This is a genomic window from uncultured Paracoccus sp., assembly GCF_945915435.1.
GTDB lineage: Bacteria > Pseudomonadota > Alphaproteobacteria > Rhodobacterales > Rhodobacteraceae > Paracoccus.
Genome location: NZ_CAMEFG010000049.1, coordinates 1 through 19,780, shown reverse-complemented (window position 1 = coordinate 19,780; position 19,780 = coordinate 1). Strand labels below are relative to the sequence as shown.

Below are 19,780 nucleotides of genomic sequence, written 5' to 3'. Positions count from 1 at the left end.
CATCATGGCGAGACAACCCGTCGTCATCACCTGCGCCATCACCGGCGCGATCCACACCCCCACCATGTCGGATGCGCTGCCCTATACGCCCGACGATCTCGCCGCGCAGGCCATCGCGGCGTCCGAGGCCGGTGCCTCGATCCTGCACCTGCATGCGCGCCGCCCCCATGACGGCGGCGTCACCATCGACCCCGAGGCCTTCGCCGCCTTCCTGCCGCGCATCAAGCAATCGACCGATGCGGTTATCAACATCTCGACCGGCGGCAGCCTGACCAACACCATCGACGAGCGCGTCGGCCCCGCGCTGCGCTTTTCGCCCGAGATGTGCAGCCTGAACATGGGCAGCATGAATTTCAGCTTTCACCCGCTGGCCAAGCGTTACGATAGCTGGAAATTCGATTGGGAACGCGACTATGTCGCCAATTCCGACGCCAACATCTTCCGCAACACCTTTGCCGATATCGAGAACGCGGCCAACCAGCTTGCCCCCCACGACATCAAGTTCGAGCATGAATGCTACGACGTGGGCCACCTCTACAACCTGAAGTTCTGCATGGATATCGGGCTGTTCAAGGCGCCGATCTTCATCCAGTTCATCTTCGGCATCCTGGGCGGGATCGGGGCGGATATCGACAATCTGATCTTCATGAAGCGCACCGCCGACCGTCTGTTCGGCGACGATTACCGCTGGTCGGTCCTGGGTGCGGGCGGCGCGCAGATGCCCTTCGCCACCACCGCCAGCCAGATGGGCGGCAACGTCCGCGTGGGGCTGGAGGACAGCCTGCTGATCTCGCGCGGCAAGCTGGCGGAATCCAACGCCCAGCAGGTCGCCAAGATCCGCCGCATCATCGAGGACCTGGGCGCCGAGGTCGCCACCCCCGACCAGGCGCGCGAGATCCTGGGCCTCAAGGGCGGGGATCGGGTCAACTTCTGATCGGGCTTTCGACGCGCGGCCATTGTCCCCGGCCGCAAAGACGGCCCACTCCGCACCGTCCCGGAACAGCGCGCCCGGCGGCACCAGCAGCGCATCGTCGTCACGCTCGACCACGATGCGCACCATCATCCGGTAGTCGTGCCCAAGCCGGCCGCGCCCCTCTTGCGGGATAGGCATCTGGGCCTCGGCGTGTTAGGTTGCGGACATATTGATTTTTTGTATTGCACCAGCCCGGATGACCTCATCGACTGATAACCACTTTTTTCCCCCGTGGCTGGACATGGTGGCGCCACATGGCGATGGAACCAGCGATACCGCGTCCGCCGGGTTACAGGTTGAGACCATCGAAAATGTTGTTCCCCTGGATGCGCAGACGGGGGCGTTATCCAGGAAAACCGTGCCGGATGTGCTGTGGGATGCGGTCTTCGGGCAGCCAGCGCCGTCTGGGGCCGAGATCGAGGCAGCGGGCGGCGCGATTTCCGCCGTGCCGCCGATGAGGACTTACGCCATTCTGGACGCCGCCAGAATCACGAACCTGCCCGAAGTTCTGGAAGACAGCGAGTTGGCGCATCGCTGTCTGTTCAAGGGCAGGGCCTATGACGATCTCAAGAACGTCGCCCCGTGGATCGTGCGGCTGGAGGACGGCAACAGTTTCACCCGCAACCTGTTCACCCGCAGCGATGCCTATTGGCACCTGTGGGACAATGAAGCCGGGATTTACATGCGGTCACGCGCCTCGCTTGATGACATGTGGCGCCATTTCAGGAAGTTCACCAGAATACGGGATGAGGCCGGCAAATGGCTCTATTTTCGTTTCTGGGAACCTCGTTGGGCAAAGGTGATTCTGCGTGATATGCCGCCCGCCGATGCCGAGCGGTTCTTGTCCGGCATCGCCCGGATTGTCGCGATTGATGCGAGGGGCGGCGGCGCCGACGTTATCTCTCGGCGGTCCGGCAGAAAGGATATGATCTGATGCGCCTGTCCAATGATTTCAGAAGCCGGATGCGGGACGAAGCCGATTTGCGGGCGGACCGGGACATTGCCGAAACCTTCCGGGGCAGAAACGCGGTCGAGGTCGCCCATCTGGACGATGAGGCGCTTCTGGCCGCGATCCGCAGCGCCCGTGCGACCGCCAGCCGGTTCGGGATCGCCGATGCCCGGCTGCGGATGCGGTTCATCATGCTGGATGTGTTTCGCCTGCCTGGTTTCTGGCGGGAAAGCGTGGTGCAAACGCTGATGAACGCCAGGACCGGCACCCCGGATTCGCGCTTTGGCGATGTGTGCGCGCTGCTCAGGCTGGGCGCCGCCCGGACAGGAAAATCTGCATATGTGTGGTGGTCATGAGCATCAGCCATCTTCTGAACGCCGTCGGCCGTGCGCTTGGACCTGGGTTTCTTCCAAAGCCGGGCGGGGTGCCGCTGAAGGGTAATCCGAGTGACTGGATCGTCCCGAAGCCGTCGCGCATTCCTACGGTGCCACGGCCCTCGACGATCCCGCCCCCGCAACCCCAGCCCCAACCCGAACCACCGGGGCCGCCCCGCCTTCCGAGGCGTGGCGTTCCCCGTGTGGATGAGGGCAGCCTGCCCGACCCGGAACCGCAGCCGGAAGAACTGCCCGCCGAACCCGATCCTGAAACGGATACCGGAACTGAAGGCACGAAGGCCGCGAATGTCGAGGACGAACAGGAATGCGCGACATGCGAAGAATGCGATCCAAGGCAGCAGGGGGCCGAAATGCCCCAATCTGCGCCGCAAAACCGCCCCGAGCAGAAGCGCGGCTACGATTACCAGCATTGGGTCTGTCCGTGGCATGCCTATGATCCGCCAGGCGGGCGGATCTGGGAATGGAACTGGTTCGGGGTGAGTTTTGACGGGCTGCATCCCGCAGAATGCCACCTATTCGAGGCCAAGCACGGCTATGACGGATTTCTGAAGCAGGATGATTGGTCGCCGAGCGGTAGGCCGGATTTGCAGAAGTGGGTTAAGCATTCGGACAGCACCGTCTTTGACCGTATGGTGAAACAGGCACGCCGACAACATGCGTTGGTCAAGCCGCATTACCCTAACGTCCGGCTGTCATGGGTGTTCAGCAGCATGATGACCAAGCTGTATGTGTATGAGGTTTTCACGGATAGTGGCTGGACCCCCATCATCGAAGCCGAAGTGCGACCCTTTGGATAGGAGAGAGATGGCAATGAGAACTGATCTTGCGCTAAGTGTAAAGCTGCCACTCCAGAATTACGGCTTCGAGGAAGGTGCCGCAGATTTCATCGCGCTGTTGACACAGTTGCGCCGGGTGCGCGGGTTCAATGTAGATTGGGCGGTGCAGCCAGAGCGGGATGGGCCGCTGATCAGTATCTGGAGCGACCGAGACGCCTATCTTGAAATATTCCGGGAAAACAACGCGGGAGAGACTGACCTCTTCAGCATCAAGGCCCCGGAAGCCAGTGATGAGGTGCTGTATGATTTGACATATCGCTGGCACGACTGGTCACCGGATCACCTGTCCGGCGAGATCTACCGCCCGCACCCACAATACGGCACCCAGTTCCAGCTTTATGTCGGCCTGATCGACGCTATCGTCGCCTGGAAACGTCCGCAGCATCTGGCTTTCGGGCCGTTCGTTTATTTTCGCGACCAGCACCCGCTTGATCGTTCCCGCGTGGGCATCCGCTGGATCGGCTGGATTCCCTTCGCCCTGAATCCGTCCGATGTGCCCGAGGCCGAGAACGTGCAACCGATGCATGGCGGGACCCTGATCGCGACGCAATCGCAATACTGGCAGGCATGGGAAGCCAACCCGGATTATTCCCGCGAAGCCATCGAACGCGCGCAAGAGGTCGAAATCCGTCTCAACCTGTTGGGCGTTCTGCCCACCAGTCTTGAACTGGAACGGGGCGATTGGGGGCAGTAATATACCAGCATTGGGTCTGTCCGTGGCATGCCTATGATCCGCCAGGCGGGCGGATCTGGGAATGGAACTGGTTCGGGGTGAGTTTTGACGGGCTGCATCCCGCAGAATGCCATCTGTTCGAAACCAAGCATGGATATGATGGATTTCTGAAGCAGGATGATTGGTCGCCGAGCGGTAGGCCGGAGTTGCAAGACTGGTTTGTGCGCTCTGGAAGTACAGCTTTTGCAGACATGATTGATCAAGCAGATCGGCAGCACGCTCTTGTTGCGCCCCATTACCCGAAGGTCCGGCTGACATGGGTGTTCAGCAGCATGACAACCAAGCTCTATCTGTATGAGATTTTCATGCGTAGCAGGTGGGTTCCGATTATCGAGACCGAAGTTCGGCCCTTCAATCAAGGAACTAGCGATGCGGATTGATCTGGCATTGGATGTAGATTTGCCCCCCCAGAATTACGGTTTTGAGGAAGGTGCGGCTGACTTCATCGCGCTGCTGACCCAGTTGCGCGGGGTGCGCGGTTTCGACGTAGATTGGGCGATGCAGCCAGAGCGGGATGGGGCGCTTTACAGTATCTGGCATAACCGGAACGATTATCTTGAAATATTCAGGAAAAACAACGCCGAAAAGGAAGATCGCTTCAGCCTCTGGGCCCCAGAATCCAGCGATGAGATGTTGTATGTCTTTACGTATCGCTGGAACGGCTGGTCTCTGGATCACCTGTCCGGCGAAGTTTACCGCCCTCATCCGCAATATGGCACGCAGTTTCAGCTTTATGTCGGCCTGATCGACGCCATCGTTGCGTGGAAGCGCCCGCAGCATCTGGCCTTCGGACCGGGCGTTTACATGCGCGACCATCACCCGCTGGATCGTTCCCGCGCGGGCATCCGCTGGATCGGCTGGGTGCCGTTCGCGCTGAACCCCTCGGACGTGCCCGAGGCCGAAATCGTGCAGCCGATGCATGGCGGCACCCTGATCGCGACGCAATCGCAATACTGGCAGGCATGGGAAGCGAACCCGGATTATTCCCGCGAAGCCATCGAACGCGCGCAAGAGGTCGAAATCCGTCTCAACCTGTTGGGCGTTCTGCCCACCAGTCTTGAACTGCAACGGGGCGATTGGGGGCAGTAATATACCAGCACTGGGTCTGTCCGTGGCATGCCTATGATCCGCCAGGCGGGCGGATCTGGGAATGGAACTGGTTCGGGGTGAGTTTTGACGGGCTGCATCCCGCAGAATGCCATCTGTTCGAGGCCAAGCACGGCTATGACGGATTCTTGAAGCAGGATGACTGGAGTCCAAGTGGCGGGCCAGAATTGCAAGACTGGTTTGTGCTTTCGGAAAGCACCCTCTTCGAAGACATGGTTGCTCAGGCGCGCCGACAAAAGGCTGTGGTTGCGCCCCACTACCCGAAAGTCCGGCTGACATGGGTATTCAGCAGCATGACAACCAAGCTGTATGTATACGGGCTTTTCTTAGAGAACGAATGGGTTCCTCCGATTGAGGTCGAGGTTCGCCCCTTCGATAGAGGAGCTATTGGCGATGCGAATTGACTTGGCGCTAAATGTGAAGCTGCCCCCCCCAGAATTACGGATTCGAGGATGGTTCTGCGGACTACTTGGCGCTTCTTGCGCAGTTACGTCAGACGCGTGGCTTCGACGTGGACTGGGTCGTGCAATTAGAAGAGCAAGGGGCCATTTATAGTGTCTGGGATAATCGCGATGCCTATCTTGCAGTGTTTCGTAAAAACAACGCAAGAAAGACGGAACTTTTTAGTATCTGGGCCGGAGAGCACAGCGATAAAATATTGTATACTCTCAAGTATCGCTGGAACGACTGGGCTCCGGATCACCTGACAGGTGATATCCGCTGGTCCCACCCGCAATATGGCACGCCGTTCCAGCTTTATGTCGGTCTGATCGACGCCATCGTTGCGTGGAAGCGCCCGCAGCATCTGGCCTTCGGACCGGGCGTTTATCTGGCCTTCGGACCGGGCGTTTACATGCGCGACCATCACCCGCTGGATCGTTCCCGCGCGGGCATCCGCTGGATCGGCTGGGTGCCGTTCGCGCTGAACCCCTCGGACGTGCCCGAGGCCGAAATCGTGCAGCCGATGCATGGCGGCACCCTGATCGCGACGCAATCGCAATACTGGCAGGCATGGGAAGCGAACCCGGATTATTCCCGCGAAGCCATCGAACGCGCGCAAGAGGTCGAAATCCGTCTCAACCTGTTGGGCGTTCTGCCCACCAGTCTTGAACTGCAACGGGGCGATTGGGGGCAGTAGGCATGTGGCTCCGCCATCCGCCCCACCACCACGTTATGCGTGATGACCAGGACGGTCGTGCCCAGGTCGCGGTTGACCGCTGCCAGCGCCTCAAGCACGCGGGTGCCGGTCCTGGAATCCGGCGCGCGGTTGGTTCGTCGCATAAAAGCACCTCGGACTTCTTGGCGATGGCGCGGGCGATGGCCACGCGCTGCTGTTCGCCGCCCGAAAGCTGTGCGGGGAAATGGTCGTGCCGGTCGGCAGGCAGCCCGGCTATCCCAAGCGCCTCGCCCGGCTGGGCGGGTCCACGGCAATGGGTAGCACGGCCGCGCGCTTTTCGCAGCATGCGCCGATGCCGCTTCCTTGCCCGCAAGGATAGGGCCGGACCGCGAGGGCGGTATTGACCCAGCGCAAACCATCCGGGTTTCGGCGATGGGTCCTTGCCTTCACCGTCCCGGCGGCGGTATTTCCCTTGCGACCCTGCCGCCAGCTTTCGCCAGCCAGACCCCGATCCAAGGACCATCGCTTTGGCAATGCTGACCCGCCGTGCCCTGCTGGCCGCGCTATCCGCCGCCTGTCTGGCGCCGCCCCTTGCCGCGCAGGACCGTTCCGGCGGGCCGGCCCGATACCCGCTTTTCGACGACCCGCCCGATACCCATGCGCTGACGCGCTTCGACATGACGGTCGAGGGGCAGGGGTATCGGATGTTCATGGCGATTCCGACCGGCGCGCCTTCGGCTGAAGGTTGGCCGTCGCTGTGGATGCTGGACGGGAATGCGGCCTTCGACCGGCTGGGGGCGGGCGATCTGCGCCGCCATGCCGGGCTGGCCGTCATCGGCATCGGCTACCCGGTCGATGAACGCTTCGACACCACCGCGCGGGCGCTGGATTACACCCCGGCCAGCGCGGTCCCCGACACCGAAACCGCGCGCGGGCGCCCCACCGGCGGCGCCGACGCCTTTCGCGCCCGGCTGACCGGACCGTTGCGGCGCGCCGTCGGGGAACGCGCGCCGCTGGACCCGGCGCGGCGGGTTCTTTGGGGGCATTCCTACGGCGGGCTTTTCACCCTGCATTGCCTGTTGTCCCAGCCGCTGGCCTTCGCGGGCTGGGTCGCCGCCAGCCCGTCGAGCAGCTTCGGCGGCGGTGTTCTGCACCGGATGGCGGCCACCGCCCCGCATCTGCCGCCCGGCCGGACCGCGCCCCTGCGGATCCTGCTGGGCGACAGCGAACACCGGCGCGGCAGTGCGCCGCCGGACGGTCCCCGGCCCTCGCCCCAGACCCTTGCGCTGGCGGAACTGCTTGGACGGCGCACGGATCTGGACGTGCAACTGACCGTGCTGAAGGGGCTGGGACATGGCGAAACCTTTGCCGCCACCTTCCCGCAGGCGATGGCGCTGGCGGCGGGGCGGGATTAGGCGTTCCCCCTGCGCAGGCCGGCAAGCCGGCGGCGCCTTGCGGGTTTTGTGATTTGTCCCCGCCACGCCCGCAGCGTAAAGCGGGACCCATGCGCCGCTTCGGGTTTGTTCTTCTGTCCCTGCTTTCGATCCTCCAACCGTGGCGGGCCGAGGCGCATCCGCATGTCTTCATCGACACCGCGCTGACCTTTCGCTTCGATGAGGCGGGCAGGCTCGCGGCGGTGGAGGTGGTCTGGGCCTTCGACGATTTTTCCTCGATGCTGATGATCGAGGACATGGAGATGGACCCCGATGGCGACGACATGCTGACCGGAGATGAGATCGCCCGCCTTGCCGCCATGTTCGGCGACTGGCCCCATGATTTCGCGGGCGATCTTTACATCACCCATGACGGCGAACCCGTCCGGCTGTCGGGACCGCTGGAAACCGCCGTGCGCTATGACGGTGGCCGCCTGATCGTCACCCATATCCGCACCCTGCCGGACCGCATCGGTCCCGAGGGCGGGCGGATCGAGGCACAGGTCTACGATCCGACCTATTACACGTTTTATGAACTGGACGGCACGCCCCGGATCGACGGAAGGAAGGGCTGCCGTTTCCAGATCGACAAGGCCGACATCGCCGCCGCTCAGCGGATGTATGGCGATGCGCTGGAAAAACTGACCAATGACGAGATCATGGAAGAAGGCAAATACCCCGAAGTCGGCGGCGCCTTCGCCGACCACATGAGGCTGGAATGCGCAAGCTGATCGTGATCACCCTGCTTGCGCTGGTGGTGGCGGCGGGCCTGATCCTGTGGACCGGGCTGGACGACCGCCTTGCCCGGATGGCCCTGGGCTGGCAGCGCGATTATCAGAACGCGCTGGCCCGCGCCTTGCGTGCCCTGCGGGGCGGCGAGACGGGGGCGGTCAGCGCCTTTCTGGGGATCTGTTTCGCCTATGGCTTCCTTCACGCCCTGGGACCGGGCCACGGCAAGGCGCTGATCGGGGCCTACGGGATGGCGAGCGGCCTGCCGATGAGGCGCATGGCCGGGCTGGCGGCCATCACCAGCCTTGCGCAGGCGACGGTGGCGGTGGTGCTGGTCTATGCGGGCGTCTGGCTTTTCGGCGGCGCGCGCGAACGGGTCGAGGGCGCCTCGGCGGGGTTGGAGCCGTTCTCGGCGGGGGCGATCGCGCTCTTGGGGATGTTCCTGATCTGGCGCGGGTTGCGCAGGCTGGCCCCGCGCCGCCACGCGCATGGCCATGCCCATTCTGAAACCTGCGGCTGCGGCCATGCCCATATGCCGGATGCGGACCGGGTAATGGCGGCGCGGTCCTGGCGCGAAACCGCCGCGCTTGTGGCCGGGGTGGCGCTGCGGCCCTGCACGGGCGCGCTGTTCCTGCTGATCCTGACCTGGCGGCTGGATCTGGACATGATCGGCATCGCGGGTGCCTATGTCATGGGAATCGGCACGATGATGGTGACGGGCCTTGCCGCGATCCTGGCCGTCGCCTTACGCAAGGGGGTGTATCTTTCGCTGCCGGGGCTGGGGCGCGCGGCGGTTTTCGCCAGCCTGATCGAGATCGCCTTTGGCGGCATCGTCGCAATTCTGGCGGTCTCGACCCTGTTGCGGCTGATCCAGACCCCGATGTGACCCCCGGCGCTGCCCCCGGTCTATCCGAGGGCAGCCGGGGTTCAGGCCGGGACGATCTTTCCGGGCAGGTCGTTCACCCGCATCGTGTCGTCGGGCCGGTAGTGGATGACCGAGCGGATCGATTCCCCCGCATGCAGCAGATCGAACGCGGTGTTGATCTGCTCATGCGTCATGTTGTGGGTGATATAGGGATCGACGTCGAAATCGCCGCGCAGCCATTCGTCCACCATGCCGGGCAACTGGCTGCGCCCCAGAACCCCGCCGAAGGCCGAGCCGCGCCAGACCCGCCCGGTGACAAGCTGGAAGGGACGGGTCGAGATTTCCTCGCCCGCGCCGGCGACGCCGATCACGGTGCATTCGCCCCAGCCCTTGTGGCAGCATTCCAGCGCCGAGCGCATGACGCCCACATTGCCGATGCATTCGAAGGAATAATCCACGCCGCCATTGGTCATGTCGATGACGACCTGATGGATCGGCTGCGGGAAATCCCTGGGGTCGATGCAATCATGCGCGCCCAGGCTGCGGGCCAGCGGGAACTTGTTGGGGTTGGTGTCGATGCCGATGATGCGGCCTGCGCCCACCATCTTCGCCCCCTGGATCACCGCCATGCCGACCGCGCCGAGGCCGAAGACCGCAACCGTCGCGCCCGGTTCCACCTTGGCGGTATTCCGCACCGCGCCCATGCCGGTCGGGATGGCGCAGCCCATCACGCTGGCCTTGGCAAGCGGCGCCTCGCGCGCGATCTTCGCCACCGCGATTTCCGGCAGGACGGTATATTCGCTGAAGGTGCTGGTGCCCATATAATGGTGGATCATCCGGCCCTTGTAGGAAAAACGTGACGTGCCGTCGGGCATCACGCCGCGTCCCTGCGTCTCGCGGATGGTCTGGCACAGGTTGGTCTTGCCCGACTTGATATAGGGGCAATCCGGGTCCTCGGGCGTATAAAGGGGAATGACATGGTCGCCAGGGCGCACTGAGGTCACGCCGCGCCCGATTTCCTCGACCACGCCGACGCCCTCATGGCCGAGGACGGCGGGAAACAGCCCCTCGGGATCGCGGCCCGAAAGGGTGAACATGTCGGTATGGCACAGGCTGGTGGTGACGATGCGGACCAGGACCTCGCCCTCCTTGGGGCCTTCGAGGTCGATTTCCTCGATCTCCAGCGGGCGGTTGGGTTCCCAGGCGACGGCGGCGCGGGTTTTCATGGGGATGCTCCTCGGCTTGCTTTTATAAATGTAATAATATTACGTTAACTGCCTCGGTTGAACCTGCCCGGCCGGTCGATTTCGGACAGGATTCACAAGGATGCGGACAGGAAGCGGGAAAGCGGCATGAGGGACAGCCACCGGGTGCATATGGTCATCTATCCCGGCTTCAAGTCGATGGAGGCTGTCGGCCCCGTCAATGTGTTCAGCTATGCCAACCGCCATCTGGCCGCGCGCGGCGATCCGCGCGGCTACGAGATCGTGCTGGCCGCGCCCGAGCCCGGCATGGTGCCCTCGGATACGCCGATCTCGCTGGAGGCCGGGCCTTTGCCCGAAGGCCCGCTGGCGACGGTCATGGTGGCCGGCGCGCTGGACATCCAGGCGGCGCTGGCGCGGGAAAGCGGGCTGGTGGACTGGTGCCGCAGGCGGGCGTTTCAGGCCGAACGCTTTGCCGCGCTGTGTTCGGGCTCGTTCTTCCTTGCGGCAGCGGGGCTGCTGGGCCATCGCCGGACGGCGACGCATTGGAGCGTGGCGGATCTGTTGCAGCGCCGCTTCCCCGAGGTCCGCGTGGATGCCGACGCGATCTTCGTGCAGGACGGCAGCCTGTGGACCTCGGCCGGGGTGACGGCGGCGATCGACCTGGCGCTGGCCTTCGTCGAGCAGGATTTCGGCCGCGATCTGGCCCTGGCCGTGGCGCGCGATCTGGTCATTTACCTGAAACGTCCCGGCGGGCAGTCGCAGTTCAGCGCTGCCCTGACCGGCCAGATGAGCGGCCCGCCGGGGATGCGCGACATCCGGTCATGGCTGCTGGCCAACCTGGACCGGCCCCTGCGCATCCCCGACATGGCCGCCCGCGCCGGGATGAGCACGCGCAACTTCACCCGCCTGTTCGCTGCCGAACTGGGCACGACCCCGGCCAGCTATCTGGAAAGCCTGCGCTGCGAACGTGCCAAGGCGCTCCTGCTGGACAGCGATTTGCCGCTGAAGACGGTGGCCTTCCGCTGCGGCTTCACCTCGGACCAGCAGTTGCGCAAGGCCTTCCTGCGCCGCTTCTCGCTGACGCCCCGGGACTACCGCGAACGCTTCAGGACGGCGCGGGGCGTGTGATCGTGGAAAACGGCATTGCAGGTCCCGGAGATTCCGGCTATTAAAGATATGTTATACTATAACAGATTGAGGATGCCATGCCCGCTAGCCAGCCGCGCGACGACAAGCGCCTGCCCGTCACCGTCCTGTCCGGTTTTCTGGGGGCGGGCAAGACGACGCTTCTGAACCATGTCCTGAACAACCGTGAGGGCCGCCGGGTGGCGGTCATCGTCAACGACATGTCCGAGGTGAACATCGACGCCGATCTGGTCCGCGACGGGGCGGAACTGTCGCGCTCCGAGGAAAAGCTGGTCGAGATGACCAACGGCTGCATCTGCTGCACCCTGCGCGACGACCTGCTGACCGAGGTGCGGCGGCTGGCCGCCGAGGGGCGTTTCGACTACCTGCTGATCGAGGGCACCGGCATCGCCGAGCCTCTGCCCGTGGCCGCCACCTTCGATTTCCGCGATGCGGATGGCGAGAGCCTTTCGGACGTGGCGCGGCTGGACACGATGGTGACGGTGGTCGATGCGGTGAATCTGACGCAGGACTTCTCCAGCCACGATTTCATCGCCGACCGGGGCGAGAGCCTTGGCGATCAGGATGAGCGCACATTGGTCGATCTGCTGACCGACCAGATGGAATTTGCCGACGTCATCGTGCTGAACAAGTCGACCGAAGCCGGGCCGCTGCGGCTGGATCAGGCCCGCAAGATCGTCCGTGCGCTGAACCCCGACGCCCGCCTGATCGAGACCGATTTCAGCCGCGTCGATGCGGGCGCGATCTTTGACACCGGCCTGTTCGATTTCGACCGCGCGCATATGCATCCGATGTGGGCCAAGGAGCTATACGGTTTCGAGGAACATGTGCCAGAGACCGAGGAATACGGCATTTCCTCTTTCGTCTACCGTGCCCGTCGGCCCTTCGATCCGCAAAAGATCCACGCCGTCCTGAACGGCGATCTGCCCGGCGTGATCCGCGCCAAGGGCCATTTCTGGCTTGCCAGCCGTCCGAACTGGGCGGTCGAGTTCAGCCTTGCCGGGGCCATGTCCAGCGTGCGTCCGCTGGGCGGCTGGTGGGCAAGCGTGCCGCGCGAACGCTGGCCTGCCCACCCCGAGGCGCTGGCCGAGATGCGCCGCAACTGGGTCGAACCCTGGGGCGACCGGCGGCAGGAACTGGTCTTTATCGGGGCGGAAATGGACCGCGACGCGATCTCTGCCCGGCTGGACGCGGCGCTGGTGATGGCCGACGGCTTCACGCCCGAGGCATGGGCGGACCTGCCCGACCCCTTCCCGAAATGGGGCCAAAGGCAGGTTGCATGAGCATGGGGCAAGGACGAGCGCATGGCCGCATGCCGCCCCGTGGCAGGTTCGATACGGTTCAAAGGACAACAGGCGCATGACGCAAACAGCACCCTCGCAAACCCGCGGCCCGGATATCGCCGAAGCGCGCGGCATCCTTGAATCCGACAGCGCGGCGGTCCTGCAACGGATCACGCAGCCGGGGGCGGCGGCCGTTCTGTGGCGGCGAAGCCTGCCGGATGCCCTTGCCGAATGGTTGAACGATATCCCCGCCGGTCAACTGCCCGCGCTGCGCGCCCTGGTGGATTGCCGCGCGGTCGAGGGCTGTATCCATGCGGCCTGCGACCTGTCCGGGCTGCCCGCCGGGACGATGCGCGACCTGCTGGCCAGCGACATCGGGGCGCTGGCGCTGATCTTCGCCCGGATCATGCGAAATCCGCTGATGCACATCCGACTTGAGGCCGTGACGACCGATGCCTGCCGCCGGTTCCATATCGACCGGATGTCCGCGCGGCTGCTTTGCACCTATCGTGGGCCGGGCACGCAATTCGGGACGGGGGACGCAGACGGCCAGGTCCTGCGGACAGGCGAGATGCGCAGCGCGGATGCCGCGATCCTGCGCGGATCGTCATGGCCCGGCGACGAGATCACGCGGCTGCTGCACCGTTCCCCGCCCATCGCGGGCAGCGGGGATGTGCGGCTGCTGCTGGTCCTCGACCCCGCCGAGCCGCCCGCCGACAGGAGACGGAGATTGCATTGATGCGCGGCAACCTTGCCACTTCGCTGCGCCGCCGCCGCAGGTCTTGCCCGATCACGCAATACGACCGCCTGCCCCCCGAATTGCGGCACTGGCTTGCGCAGGCCGCGCTGCCCTGGAGTCCGGTTTCCGCGTTGCGCTTGTGGCGCAAGCTGCTGGACGAGACCGGCAAGGACCCCGAGGCCGCCCGCGCGCGCCTGGACATGATCGAGGCCCGGATGCTGATGCGCGACGCGCCTGGGGTCTGGGGCGTGGCGCCGCCTGCCGGGCGGGTGGGTTCGGTCGCTCGGCCCGCGTCCGGGACCGCAAGCAGGGGCGCATGGGTGGCGAATTCCCCGCAAGGTGGGAACAAGCATATTGACATGTAATACCATTACGTTGTTTTGCTGAGGGCCGGGGTTTCCTGATGAAAAGGGTTTGGGATGTGCGGCCATGAGTGAATCGGCGATGCTTGAGGTCGAGGGTTTGCGGATCGCCTTTGGCCGGCGCGAGATCGTCGGGCCGCTGGATTTCTCGATCAGGCGGGGCGAGCGGGTCTGCCTGCTTGGCGCCTCGGGTTCGGGCAAGTCGATGACGGCGGCGGCGATCCTGGGGCTGATCTCGCCGCGCGCAGGGTGCAGCGGCCATGTGCGGGTGAACGGGCATGAGGTGCTGAACATCCGTGTCCCGCAGCGGCCCGAGGATGCGCGGGTGGCGATGGTGTTCCAGGATACGCAATCGGCGCTGAACCCGCTGGTCTCGATCGGCGCGCAGCTTGCCGAACCTTTGCGGCGGCATGGCGGGCTGAACGCGGCGGCGGCGCGGGCCGAGGCGCGCGAATTGCTGGTCTCCATCGGGTTGCCCGGCACGGATGCCTTCCTGCGCTCAAGCCCCGCCGAGGTTTCGGGCGGCCAGCGCCAGCGGGTCTGCATCGCTTTGGCGCTGGCCTGCCGAACCGGGCTGATCGTCGCCGACGAGCCGACGACGGCGCTGGACGTGGTGACGCAGGCGCAGGTGCTGGACGTGCTGAAGGCCAGGACCAGCGCCCCCGACAGCCCCGGCCTGCTGCTGGTCACGCATGACCTGTCGGCGGCCATGCGGGTCTGCGAGCGGGTGCTGGTGCTGGCCGAGGGGCGCATCGTCGAGGACGGCCCCATCGGCGACATCCTGAACCGGCCCCGCCATCCCTTCACCTGCGACCTGGTCGATTGCGCCTGCGAGGGCCTGCATCTTCCGCGCGAGGTGGCCTGATGTCCGCGCTTCCCATGAATCAGGACGGCTCTTTCCTGTCGGTCAGCGGGCTTGAGCGCAGCTTTGCGGTCCCGGCGGGCCTGTGGCGCCGGGCCGAGCGTCGCATGGTGCTGCGCGGCGTCGATTTCACGCTTTGGCCCGGCGAAAGGGTGGCGCTGGTCGGGGCCTCGGGCTCGGGCAAGACGACGCTTCTGCGCTCGCTTCTGGCCATCGAGCAGCCCGATTGCGGCCATATCCTCTGCCAGTGCCGCCCGGTCCAGCCCGCGGGCATGGCGGAACTGCGCTGGTATCGGCAATCGGTGCAATACATCCCGCAGGACCCCGCGGCCTCGCTGGACCCGCGCATGACCGTGCGCCAGCAGATCGCCGAGCCGCTGCGCCGGTTTGGCGTCGATTGCGACCACGATGCCCGGATCCTTGAGGCGCTGGAACTGGTGGGCCTGGGCCGCGACTTCCTGCCGCGCCGCCGGGGCGAGTTGTCGGGCGGGCAGGCGCAGCGCGTCGCCATCGCCCGCGCCATCGCCACGCGCCCGGCCTTCCTGCTGGCCGACGAACCGATGAGCGGGCTGGACCTGCCGATCCGCAGGCAGGTGGCCGAGGTGCTGCGCGAATTGTCGGTCACGCGCGGCACCGGGCTGCTGATCGTGTCGCATGACATCCTCGACGCCGCGCGCCTTTGCACCCGCGTCGCGGTGATGGACGAGGGCCGGATCATCGAGGACCGCCCCAGCGCGGACCTGCTGGCCGATCCGCATCATCCCCGCACGCGCGAATTGGTGAATGCCGCCCGGCCCCTGATGCCGCCCGCAGGGGCGACGTGATCCCCAAGCGCCGCGCCGCGTCCTTTCTGAACAATCCCAACCGGAGCTTACCCGATGCCGACCTGCCGAACCCCCCTTGTCCTGCCGCTTCTGGCCGCGCTGATGCTGTCTGCGGCCCCCGGCCATGCACAGCAGGTGCAGGACGGCGCCCGCATCCGGCTGGCGATGCTGCAACCGCCGCGCTCGGGGCTGACGCCGCTGTCGGACGACGCCTTCAAGCTGTCGCGCTGGAGCATGGCCGAAACCCTGATCCGGCTGGACCCGGACGGGCTGCCGCAGCCCTTCCTTGCGACCGAATGGGAACAGCTGGACGGCCACACCTGGCGCTTCGTGATCCGCGACGGCGTCACGTTCCATGACGGCACCGAGTTGACGCCGGAACGGGTCGTTGCCTCGCTGACCGCCGCCACGCAGGCCGCGCCGAAGCCGCGTATCCTCGACGGGGTGGAGCTTGAGATCACCGCAGACGGCGAGGACGCCGTGCTGGTGCGCAGTCGCGATGTCGATCCGCTGATCCCCAACCGCCTCTCCAGCCCGCAACTGGCGATCCTGGCCGAGCGCGCCTATGGCGAGGATGGCCGCGTGAATCCCATCGAGGCCGGCACCGGCCCCTTCGTCCTGCGCGAAATCAACGGCACCACCAGCGCCAGGCTGGACCGCTTCGACGGCTATTGGGGCGAGCCCGCGCTGGCCACCGGGATCGACGCCGATTATGTGCCCGACGGCACCGCCCGCGCCGCCGCCTTGCGCACGAATACCGCCCATATCGTCGAGGCGATCCCGGTCTCGCAGGCAGCACTTCTGGATCAGGACCTGATCCACGAGGTGCCGATGCCGCGCACCAACACGCTTTACCTGAACACCGAAACCGGCACCTTCGCCGACCCGGAAATGCGCCGCATCGCTGCCGCCGCCATCGACCGCGACACCATCGTGCGCATGGTCTATGAGGGCCGGGCCGATGTTGCGCGCGGGCTGCTTGGTCCGGCGCTGCCCTGGGCGGACGGGCTGCGCGGTGCGGTGGACGCGCCCGAGCCGGGCGATGCGGGCGGGGCTGCGATCACGCTGGCGACCTTCACCGACCGCGCCGAACTGCCCGAGGTCGCGGTCTTCCTGGAACAGCAACTGACAGCGGCCGGGTTCGACGTTACCATGGAGGTGCGCCAATACGCCCATATCGAGGCAGACGCGCTGGCGGGCCGTTTCGACGCCTTCATCCTGTCGCGGGCGACCGTCCTCGATTCCGGCGATCCGGTGGCCTATATGTTCAGCGATTTCGCCTGCGCGGGTTCCTTCAACATCGCGCAGCTTTGCGATCAGGACGTGGATGCCGCCCTGCAACGCGCCGCCGAGGCCCCGGCGGGCGAGAAACGCCAGCGCGCCATCATCGAGGCCGAGGCGGCGATCCTTGCCACCCATGCCGCCGTGCCCATGCTGCACGAACGGGTGATCCAGGGCGAGGCCGCCGGGGTCGCCGATGCCGTGCGCGACCCGCGCGAACGCGAACTGGTCGGCATCCGCACCCATATCCGGGCCGAGTGATGGCGGACAGCACCGTCATGGCGCGGCGCGGGGCAAGGCTTGCGCCTTTCCTGCCGGCCCTGTCGCGTGTCGTCACGCTGCTGGCGGTGCTGGTGCTGGTCGGGCTGCTGCCCTGGCTGACCGATCGCGACCCCGCGCTGTCGATCCTGCGCGCGCGGTCCGGCGATCAGGAGGCCACGCCCGAGGCGCTGGCCGCGATCCGCGCCCAGCTTGGGCTGGACCAGGGGCCGGCCGGCTATCTTCTGGGCTGGTTCGGCGGGCTGTTGCAGGGCGATGCGGGGATCTCGTGGATATCGGGCGCACCGATCCTGCCGGGGATGCTGAAGGCGACCGGCGTGTCGCTGACCCTGATGGGTTGCGCGATCCTGGTGGTGATCCCCATCGTCGCGGCGATCGTGGCGCCGGTCCTGCGCTCGGGCCTGCGCGGTCAGGTGCGGCGATCGTCGGGCGCCGTCGCCGCCGCCTTCACCGCGCTGCCGGAATTCCTGCTGGCGACGCTGCTGCTGGTGGTCTTCGCGGTCTGGCTGCGCTGGTTCGCGCCCTATGGCTGGACGCGCTGGTCCGATGCCGTCCTGCCCGCCGTCGCGATGGGCATTCCGGCGGGCGGGCTGCTGGGGCGGCTGTTCTCGGACGCGCTGGCCGGGACGTTTTCCGAACGTTGGGTCGCGACTTGGAGCGTGGCGGGGTTTTCGCGCGCCAAGATCGTGCTGGCGGTGTTCCGCCGGACCCTGCCGGGGCTGCTGCCGCAGGTGGGCATGGTGATGATCGGCCTGACCGGCGGCGCGGTCGCCGTCGAGCAGGTGTTTTCCATCCCCGGCCTTGGCCGCGCGACGCTGGGGGCGGCCTCGGCGCAGGACCTGCCGGCGCTTCAGACCGGGATCATGATCCTGCTGCTGATCGCGGTCGCCCTGGGCAGCCTTGCGAATGTGACCAGCGCGATCCTGCTTGGCCCGGCGCTGCGGGCGGGCGCCCTGCCGGTGGCGATGCCGGAAAGCGCATGGTCCCGTCGTGCGCTGATCGTGCCGGTGCTGGCCTTCGCCGCCCTTGCGGCGCTGGTGCTGATGGGCCTGCCGCGCGATCCCTTCACCTCGGCCCATATGCGGCTTGAGGCGCCCGGCCTTGCCCTGCCGCTTGGCGCCGACGGGATGGGGCGCGACGTGCTTGCGCGGGTGGCGCATGGGGCGGTCTCGACCATCTCGATGGCGGTGGTCACGACCTTCCTTGCGCTGTGCATCGGGCTGGTGGCGGGCACCGCGCCGCGGCTGATGGCCGGGCCGATCGAGATCACCAAGGCCACGCCGCCGGTCATCGCCGGGCTGATCGTGGCGGCGCTGATGGGACCAAGCGCGGGCGGGGCGATGATCGCGGTGCTGGCGGTGGGCTGGGCGCCGCTGGCCGCCCATGTCGCGGCGCTGGTCACGCAGGCGCGCGCGCAGCCGCATGTGCAGATGGCGCCGCTGCTGGGGGTCGGGCCGTTGCGGCTGGCGCTGCGCTATATCCTGCCCGCCGTCTTCGGCCCGGTGCTGCGCCATGCCACGCTGCGCCTGCCCGGCATCGCGCTGGCGCTTGCCGCGCTTGGCTTCCTGGGACTGGGCGCCCGCCCGCCGGCGCCGGAATGGGGTCTCGTGCTGGCCGAAGGGATGCCCTATCTGGAACGCGCGCCCTGGGCCGTCTTCATCCCGGCGCTGGCGTTGGTCTTGCTGGCCGTCCTCGCCGTGTCGCTGGCCAATCTGGAGCGCAGGCGCTAAGGCGGCATTCGCCCCTGCCCGATGATCGAGGGAGACAGCCTTGACGGCAGCGACAGCCCGATCCGTCGCCATCGCGACCTGCGCGGTCTGGCCCGAAATCGGGCCGGGCCTTTCCCCGCTGGTCCGGGCCTTCGAATCGCGCGGGATCGCCGTGACCTGCCTGCCCTGGCAGCACCCGGACGAGGACCGCTTTTCCACGGCCGGGCTGATCCTGCCGCTTTGCGCATGGGATTACGCCGCCGCCCCGCAGGCGTTCCGCGACTGGATACTGCGCATCGCCGGGGCCGGGGGGCGCTTTGCGAATCCGCCCGGCCTGATGCTGTGGAACATGGACAAGGGCTATCTGCGCGATCTGGCCGGGCGGGGCGTTGCGGTGCCCCCGACCGTCATGATCGATGATCCCACCGCCCCCGCGCTTGCGGCCATGATGGCGGATCGCGGCTGGGGCAGGGCGGTCCTGAAACCCGCCGTCGGGCAAAGCGGCAACGGCGTCACGCTGCTGGATCGCGACCGGATCGGCGACTGGCCCCACCCGGCAGGCGGACGGCATATCCTCCAGCCCTTCCTGCCCGCGCTGCGCGATCGGGGCGAGGTCAGCCTGATCCATGTTCGCGGCGCGTTCAGCCATGCGGTGCTTCGCCGCCCGGCGGCGGGCGAGTGGCGGGCGAACTCGCAATATGGCGCGGCGGTCGGGAAGGCGCGGCCCGACCCGGTCACGCTGGCGGCGGCGCGTTCGGCGCTGGATGCCCTGCCTGCCAGCCCGGCCTATGCGCGGGTGGACGGCTGCCTGTCGCCCGAACGCGGGTTCACCGTGACCGAGGTCGAGCTGATCGAACCGGCCCTGTTCCTGCATTTGTGGCCCGGCAAGGCGGAAGGGGTCGCGGATCTGCTTGACCCCGGCCCGGATTGGCTGGCTAGCCGCGTTGCCCCCT

General features: G+C 66.3%; 22 protein-coding genes and 1 pseudogene. 21 read left to right on the top strand and 2 right to left on the bottom strand.

Features of this window, described 5'->3' with window-relative positions:
- Positions 1-4 precede the first annotated feature (4 nt).
- The 9 genes from Q0O97_RS14700 to Q0O97_RS14660 all read left to right on the top strand — a co-directional run bounded on the left by Q0O97_RS14700 (position 5) and on the right by Q0O97_RS14660 (position 6,131).
- On the top strand, positions 5-934 hold the full coding sequence (locus tag Q0O97_RS14700; protein WP_294930881.1) for a 3-keto-5-aminohexanoate cleavage protein: 930 nt from the start codon (positions 5-7) through the stop codon (positions 932-934).
- A gap of 235 nt (positions 935-1,169) precedes the next feature.
- The gene (locus tag Q0O97_RS14695; RefSeq protein WP_294930879.1) at positions 1,170-1,907 is read left to right on the top strand and encodes a DUF4123 domain-containing protein; all 738 of its coding nucleotides are present in this window, start codon (positions 1,170-1,172) and stop codon (positions 1,905-1,907) included.
- Positions 1,907-2,278 (top strand): hypothetical protein, encoded by a 372-nt coding sequence (locus Q0O97_RS14690; RefSeq protein ID WP_294930876.1) that lies wholly within the window; start codon positions 1,907-1,909, stop codon positions 2,276-2,278. The genes Q0O97_RS14695 and Q0O97_RS14690 overlap by 1 nt, the downstream gene beginning before the upstream one ends.
- Positions 2,279-2,499: 221 nt before the next feature.
- The gene (locus tag Q0O97_RS14685; protein ID WP_294930874.1) at positions 2,500-3,114 is read left to right on the top strand and encodes a Tox-REase-5 domain-containing protein; all 615 of its coding nucleotides are present in this window, start codon (positions 2,500-2,502) and stop codon (positions 3,112-3,114) included.
- Between the two features lie 13 nt (positions 3,115-3,127).
- Positions 3,128-3,847: an Imm52 family immunity protein gene (locus Q0O97_RS14680; protein WP_294930870.1), complete on the top strand. Its 720-nt coding sequence runs from the start codon at positions 3,128-3,130 to the stop codon at positions 3,845-3,847.
- Positions 3,835-4,266 carry a Tox-REase-5 domain-containing protein gene (locus Q0O97_RS14675; RefSeq protein ID WP_294930868.1) on the top strand — a complete coding sequence of 144 codons (432 nt, stop codon included), beginning with the start codon at positions 3,835-3,837 and terminating at the stop codon, positions 4,264-4,266. Before Q0O97_RS14680 ends, Q0O97_RS14675 begins: the two co-directional genes overlap by 13 nt.
- Positions 4,256-4,975 (top strand): Imm52 family immunity protein, encoded by a 720-nt coding sequence (locus Q0O97_RS14670; RefSeq protein WP_294930866.1) that lies wholly within the window; start codon positions 4,256-4,258, stop codon positions 4,973-4,975. Before Q0O97_RS14675 ends, Q0O97_RS14670 begins: the two co-directional genes overlap by 11 nt.
- Positions 4,963-5,397: a Tox-REase-5 domain-containing protein gene (locus Q0O97_RS14665; protein WP_294930864.1), complete on the top strand. Its 435-nt coding sequence runs from the start codon at positions 4,963-4,965 to the stop codon at positions 5,395-5,397. The genes Q0O97_RS14670 and Q0O97_RS14665 overlap by 13 nt, the downstream gene beginning before the upstream one ends.
- A 65-nt stretch (positions 5,398-5,462) precedes the next feature.
- Entirely contained in the window at positions 5,463-6,131 is a 669-nt protein-coding gene (locus tag Q0O97_RS14660; RefSeq protein WP_294930862.1) for a hypothetical protein, read from the top strand.
- Between the two features lie 32 nt (positions 6,132-6,163).
- Here Q0O97_RS14660 and Q0O97_RS14655 read toward each other — a convergent pair.
- A pseudogene (locus Q0O97_RS14655) lies at positions 6,164-6,405 on the bottom strand (ATP-binding cassette domain-containing protein); the annotation flags it as partial.
- A 238-nt stretch (positions 6,406-6,643) separates the two neighbouring features.
- On the opposite strand from Q0O97_RS14655, the gene Q0O97_RS14650 reads away from it, so the two are divergent.
- The 3 genes from Q0O97_RS14650 to Q0O97_RS14640 all read left to right on the top strand — a co-directional run bounded on the left by Q0O97_RS14650 (position 6,644) and on the right by Q0O97_RS14640 (position 9,158).
- Positions 6,644-7,525 (top strand): alpha/beta hydrolase-fold protein, encoded by an 882-nt coding sequence (locus Q0O97_RS14650; protein ID WP_294930911.1) that lies wholly within the window; start codon positions 6,644-6,646, stop codon positions 7,523-7,525.
- A gap of 89 nt (positions 7,526-7,614) precedes the next feature.
- Entirely contained in the window at positions 7,615-8,274 is a 660-nt protein-coding gene (locus tag Q0O97_RS14645; RefSeq protein ID WP_294930860.1) for a DUF1007 family protein, read from the top strand.
- Complete coding sequence (locus tag Q0O97_RS14640) at positions 8,262-9,158, top strand: high frequency lysogenization protein HflD (RefSeq protein ID WP_294930858.1); 897 nt, start codon at positions 8,262-8,264, stop codon at positions 9,156-9,158. Before Q0O97_RS14645 ends, Q0O97_RS14640 begins: the two co-directional genes overlap by 13 nt.
- 41 nt (positions 9,159-9,199) lie before the next feature.
- On the opposite strand, the gene Q0O97_RS14635 is transcribed toward Q0O97_RS14640, so the two are convergent.
- Positions 9,200-10,363: an S-(hydroxymethyl)glutathione dehydrogenase/class III alcohol dehydrogenase gene (locus Q0O97_RS14635; protein ID WP_294930857.1), complete on the bottom strand. Its 1,164-nt coding sequence runs from the start codon at positions 10,361-10,363 to the stop codon at positions 9,200-9,202.
- Between the two features lie 126 nt (positions 10,364-10,489).
- Here Q0O97_RS14635 and Q0O97_RS14630 point away from each other — a divergent pair, with 126 nt between their 5' ends.
- The 9 genes from Q0O97_RS14630 to Q0O97_RS14590 all read left to right on the top strand — a co-directional run.
- Positions 10,490-11,470 carry a helix-turn-helix domain-containing protein gene (locus Q0O97_RS14630; RefSeq protein ID WP_294930855.1) on the top strand — a complete coding sequence of 327 codons (981 nt, stop codon included), beginning with the start codon at positions 10,490-10,492 and terminating at the stop codon, positions 11,468-11,470.
- A gap of 77 nt (positions 11,471-11,547) precedes the next feature.
- The gene (locus tag Q0O97_RS14625) at positions 11,548-12,771 is read left to right on the top strand and encodes a GTP-binding protein (RefSeq protein ID WP_294930853.1); all 1,224 of its coding nucleotides are present in this window, start codon (positions 11,548-11,550) and stop codon (positions 12,769-12,771) included.
- A gap of 76 nt (positions 12,772-12,847) precedes the next feature.
- The gene (locus Q0O97_RS14620) at positions 12,848-13,510 is read left to right on the top strand and encodes a DUF1826 domain-containing protein (RefSeq protein ID WP_294930851.1); all 663 of its coding nucleotides are present in this window, start codon (positions 12,848-12,850) and stop codon (positions 13,508-13,510) included.
- The gene (locus Q0O97_RS14615) at positions 13,510-13,875 is read left to right on the top strand and encodes a DUF6525 family protein (RefSeq protein WP_294930849.1); all 366 of its coding nucleotides are present in this window, start codon (positions 13,510-13,512) and stop codon (positions 13,873-13,875) included. The genes Q0O97_RS14620 and Q0O97_RS14615 overlap by 1 nt, the downstream gene beginning before the upstream one ends.
- 64 nt (positions 13,876-13,939) lie before the next feature.
- On the top strand, positions 13,940-14,737 hold the full coding sequence (locus tag Q0O97_RS14610) for an ABC transporter ATP-binding protein (RefSeq protein WP_294930847.1): 798 nt from the start codon (positions 13,940-13,942) through the stop codon (positions 14,735-14,737).
- Complete coding sequence (locus Q0O97_RS14605) at positions 14,737-15,558, top strand: dipeptide/oligopeptide/nickel ABC transporter ATP-binding protein (RefSeq protein WP_294930845.1); 822 nt, start codon at positions 14,737-14,739, stop codon at positions 15,556-15,558. The genes Q0O97_RS14610 and Q0O97_RS14605 overlap by 1 nt, the downstream gene beginning before the upstream one ends.
- Positions 15,559-15,612: 54 nt before the next feature.
- Complete coding sequence (locus Q0O97_RS14600) at positions 15,613-17,100, top strand: ABC transporter substrate-binding protein (protein WP_294930843.1); 1,488 nt, start codon at positions 15,613-15,615, stop codon at positions 17,098-17,100.
- Positions 17,100-18,848 carry an ABC transporter permease subunit gene (locus Q0O97_RS14595; RefSeq protein WP_294930841.1) on the top strand — a complete coding sequence of 583 codons (1,749 nt, stop codon included), beginning with the start codon at positions 17,100-17,102 and terminating at the stop codon, positions 18,846-18,848. Before Q0O97_RS14600 ends, Q0O97_RS14595 begins: the two co-directional genes overlap by 1 nt.
- A gap of 40 nt (positions 18,849-18,888) precedes the next feature.
- A partial coding sequence (locus tag Q0O97_RS14590; RefSeq protein ID WP_294930839.1) for a hypothetical protein occupies positions 18,889-19,780 on the top strand: 892 nt, incomplete at its 3' end.

Bases quoted from the DNA above. Each gene is read 5' to 3' on its own strand.
- Q0O97_RS14700 (WP_294930881.1), top strand. From the start codon at position 5: ATGGCGAGACAACCCGTCGTCATCACCTGCGCCATCACCGGCGCGATC.
- Q0O97_RS14695 (WP_294930879.1), top strand. From the start codon at position 1,170: ATGACCTCATCGACTGATAACCACTTTTTTCCCCCGTGGCTGGACATG.
- Q0O97_RS14690 (WP_294930876.1), top strand. From the start codon at position 1,907: ATGCGCCTGTCCAATGATTTCAGAAGCCGGATGCGGGACGAAGCCGAT.
- Q0O97_RS14680 (WP_294930870.1), top strand. From the start codon at position 3,128: ATGAGAACTGATCTTGCGCTAAGTGTAAAGCTGCCACTCCAGAATTAC.
- Q0O97_RS14670 (WP_294930866.1), top strand. From the start codon at position 4,256: ATGCGGATTGATCTGGCATTGGATGTAGATTTGCCCCCCCAGAATTAC.
- Q0O97_RS14650 (WP_294930911.1), top strand. From the start codon at position 6,644: ATGCTGACCCGCCGTGCCCTGCTGGCCGCGCTATCCGCCGCCTGTCTG.
- Q0O97_RS14645 (WP_294930860.1), top strand. From the start codon at position 7,615: ATGCGCCGCTTCGGGTTTGTTCTTCTGTCCCTGCTTTCGATCCTCCAA.
- Q0O97_RS14640 (WP_294930858.1), top strand. From the start codon at position 8,262: ATGCGCAAGCTGATCGTGATCACCCTGCTTGCGCTGGTGGTGGCGGCG.
- Q0O97_RS14635 (WP_294930857.1), bottom strand. From the start codon at position 10,363: ATGAAAACCCGCGCCGCCGTCGCCTGGGAACCCAACCGCCCGCTGGAG.
- Q0O97_RS14630 (WP_294930855.1), top strand. From the start codon at position 10,490: ATGAGGGACAGCCACCGGGTGCATATGGTCATCTATCCCGGCTTCAAG.
- Q0O97_RS14625 (WP_294930853.1), top strand. From the start codon at position 11,548: ATGCCCGCTAGCCAGCCGCGCGACGACAAGCGCCTGCCCGTCACCGTC.
- Q0O97_RS14620 (WP_294930851.1), top strand. From the start codon at position 12,848: ATGACGCAAACAGCACCCTCGCAAACCCGCGGCCCGGATATCGCCGAA.
- Q0O97_RS14615 (WP_294930849.1), top strand. From the start codon at position 13,510: ATGCGCGGCAACCTTGCCACTTCGCTGCGCCGCCGCCGCAGGTCTTGC.
- Q0O97_RS14610 (WP_294930847.1), top strand. From the start codon at position 13,940: ATGAGTGAATCGGCGATGCTTGAGGTCGAGGGTTTGCGGATCGCCTTT.
- Q0O97_RS14605 (WP_294930845.1), top strand. From the start codon at position 14,737: ATGTCCGCGCTTCCCATGAATCAGGACGGCTCTTTCCTGTCGGTCAGC.
- Q0O97_RS14600 (WP_294930843.1), top strand. From the start codon at position 15,613: ATGCCGACCTGCCGAACCCCCCTTGTCCTGCCGCTTCTGGCCGCGCTG.
- Q0O97_RS14595 (WP_294930841.1), top strand. From the start codon at position 17,100: ATGGCGGACAGCACCGTCATGGCGCGGCGCGGGGCAAGGCTTGCGCCT.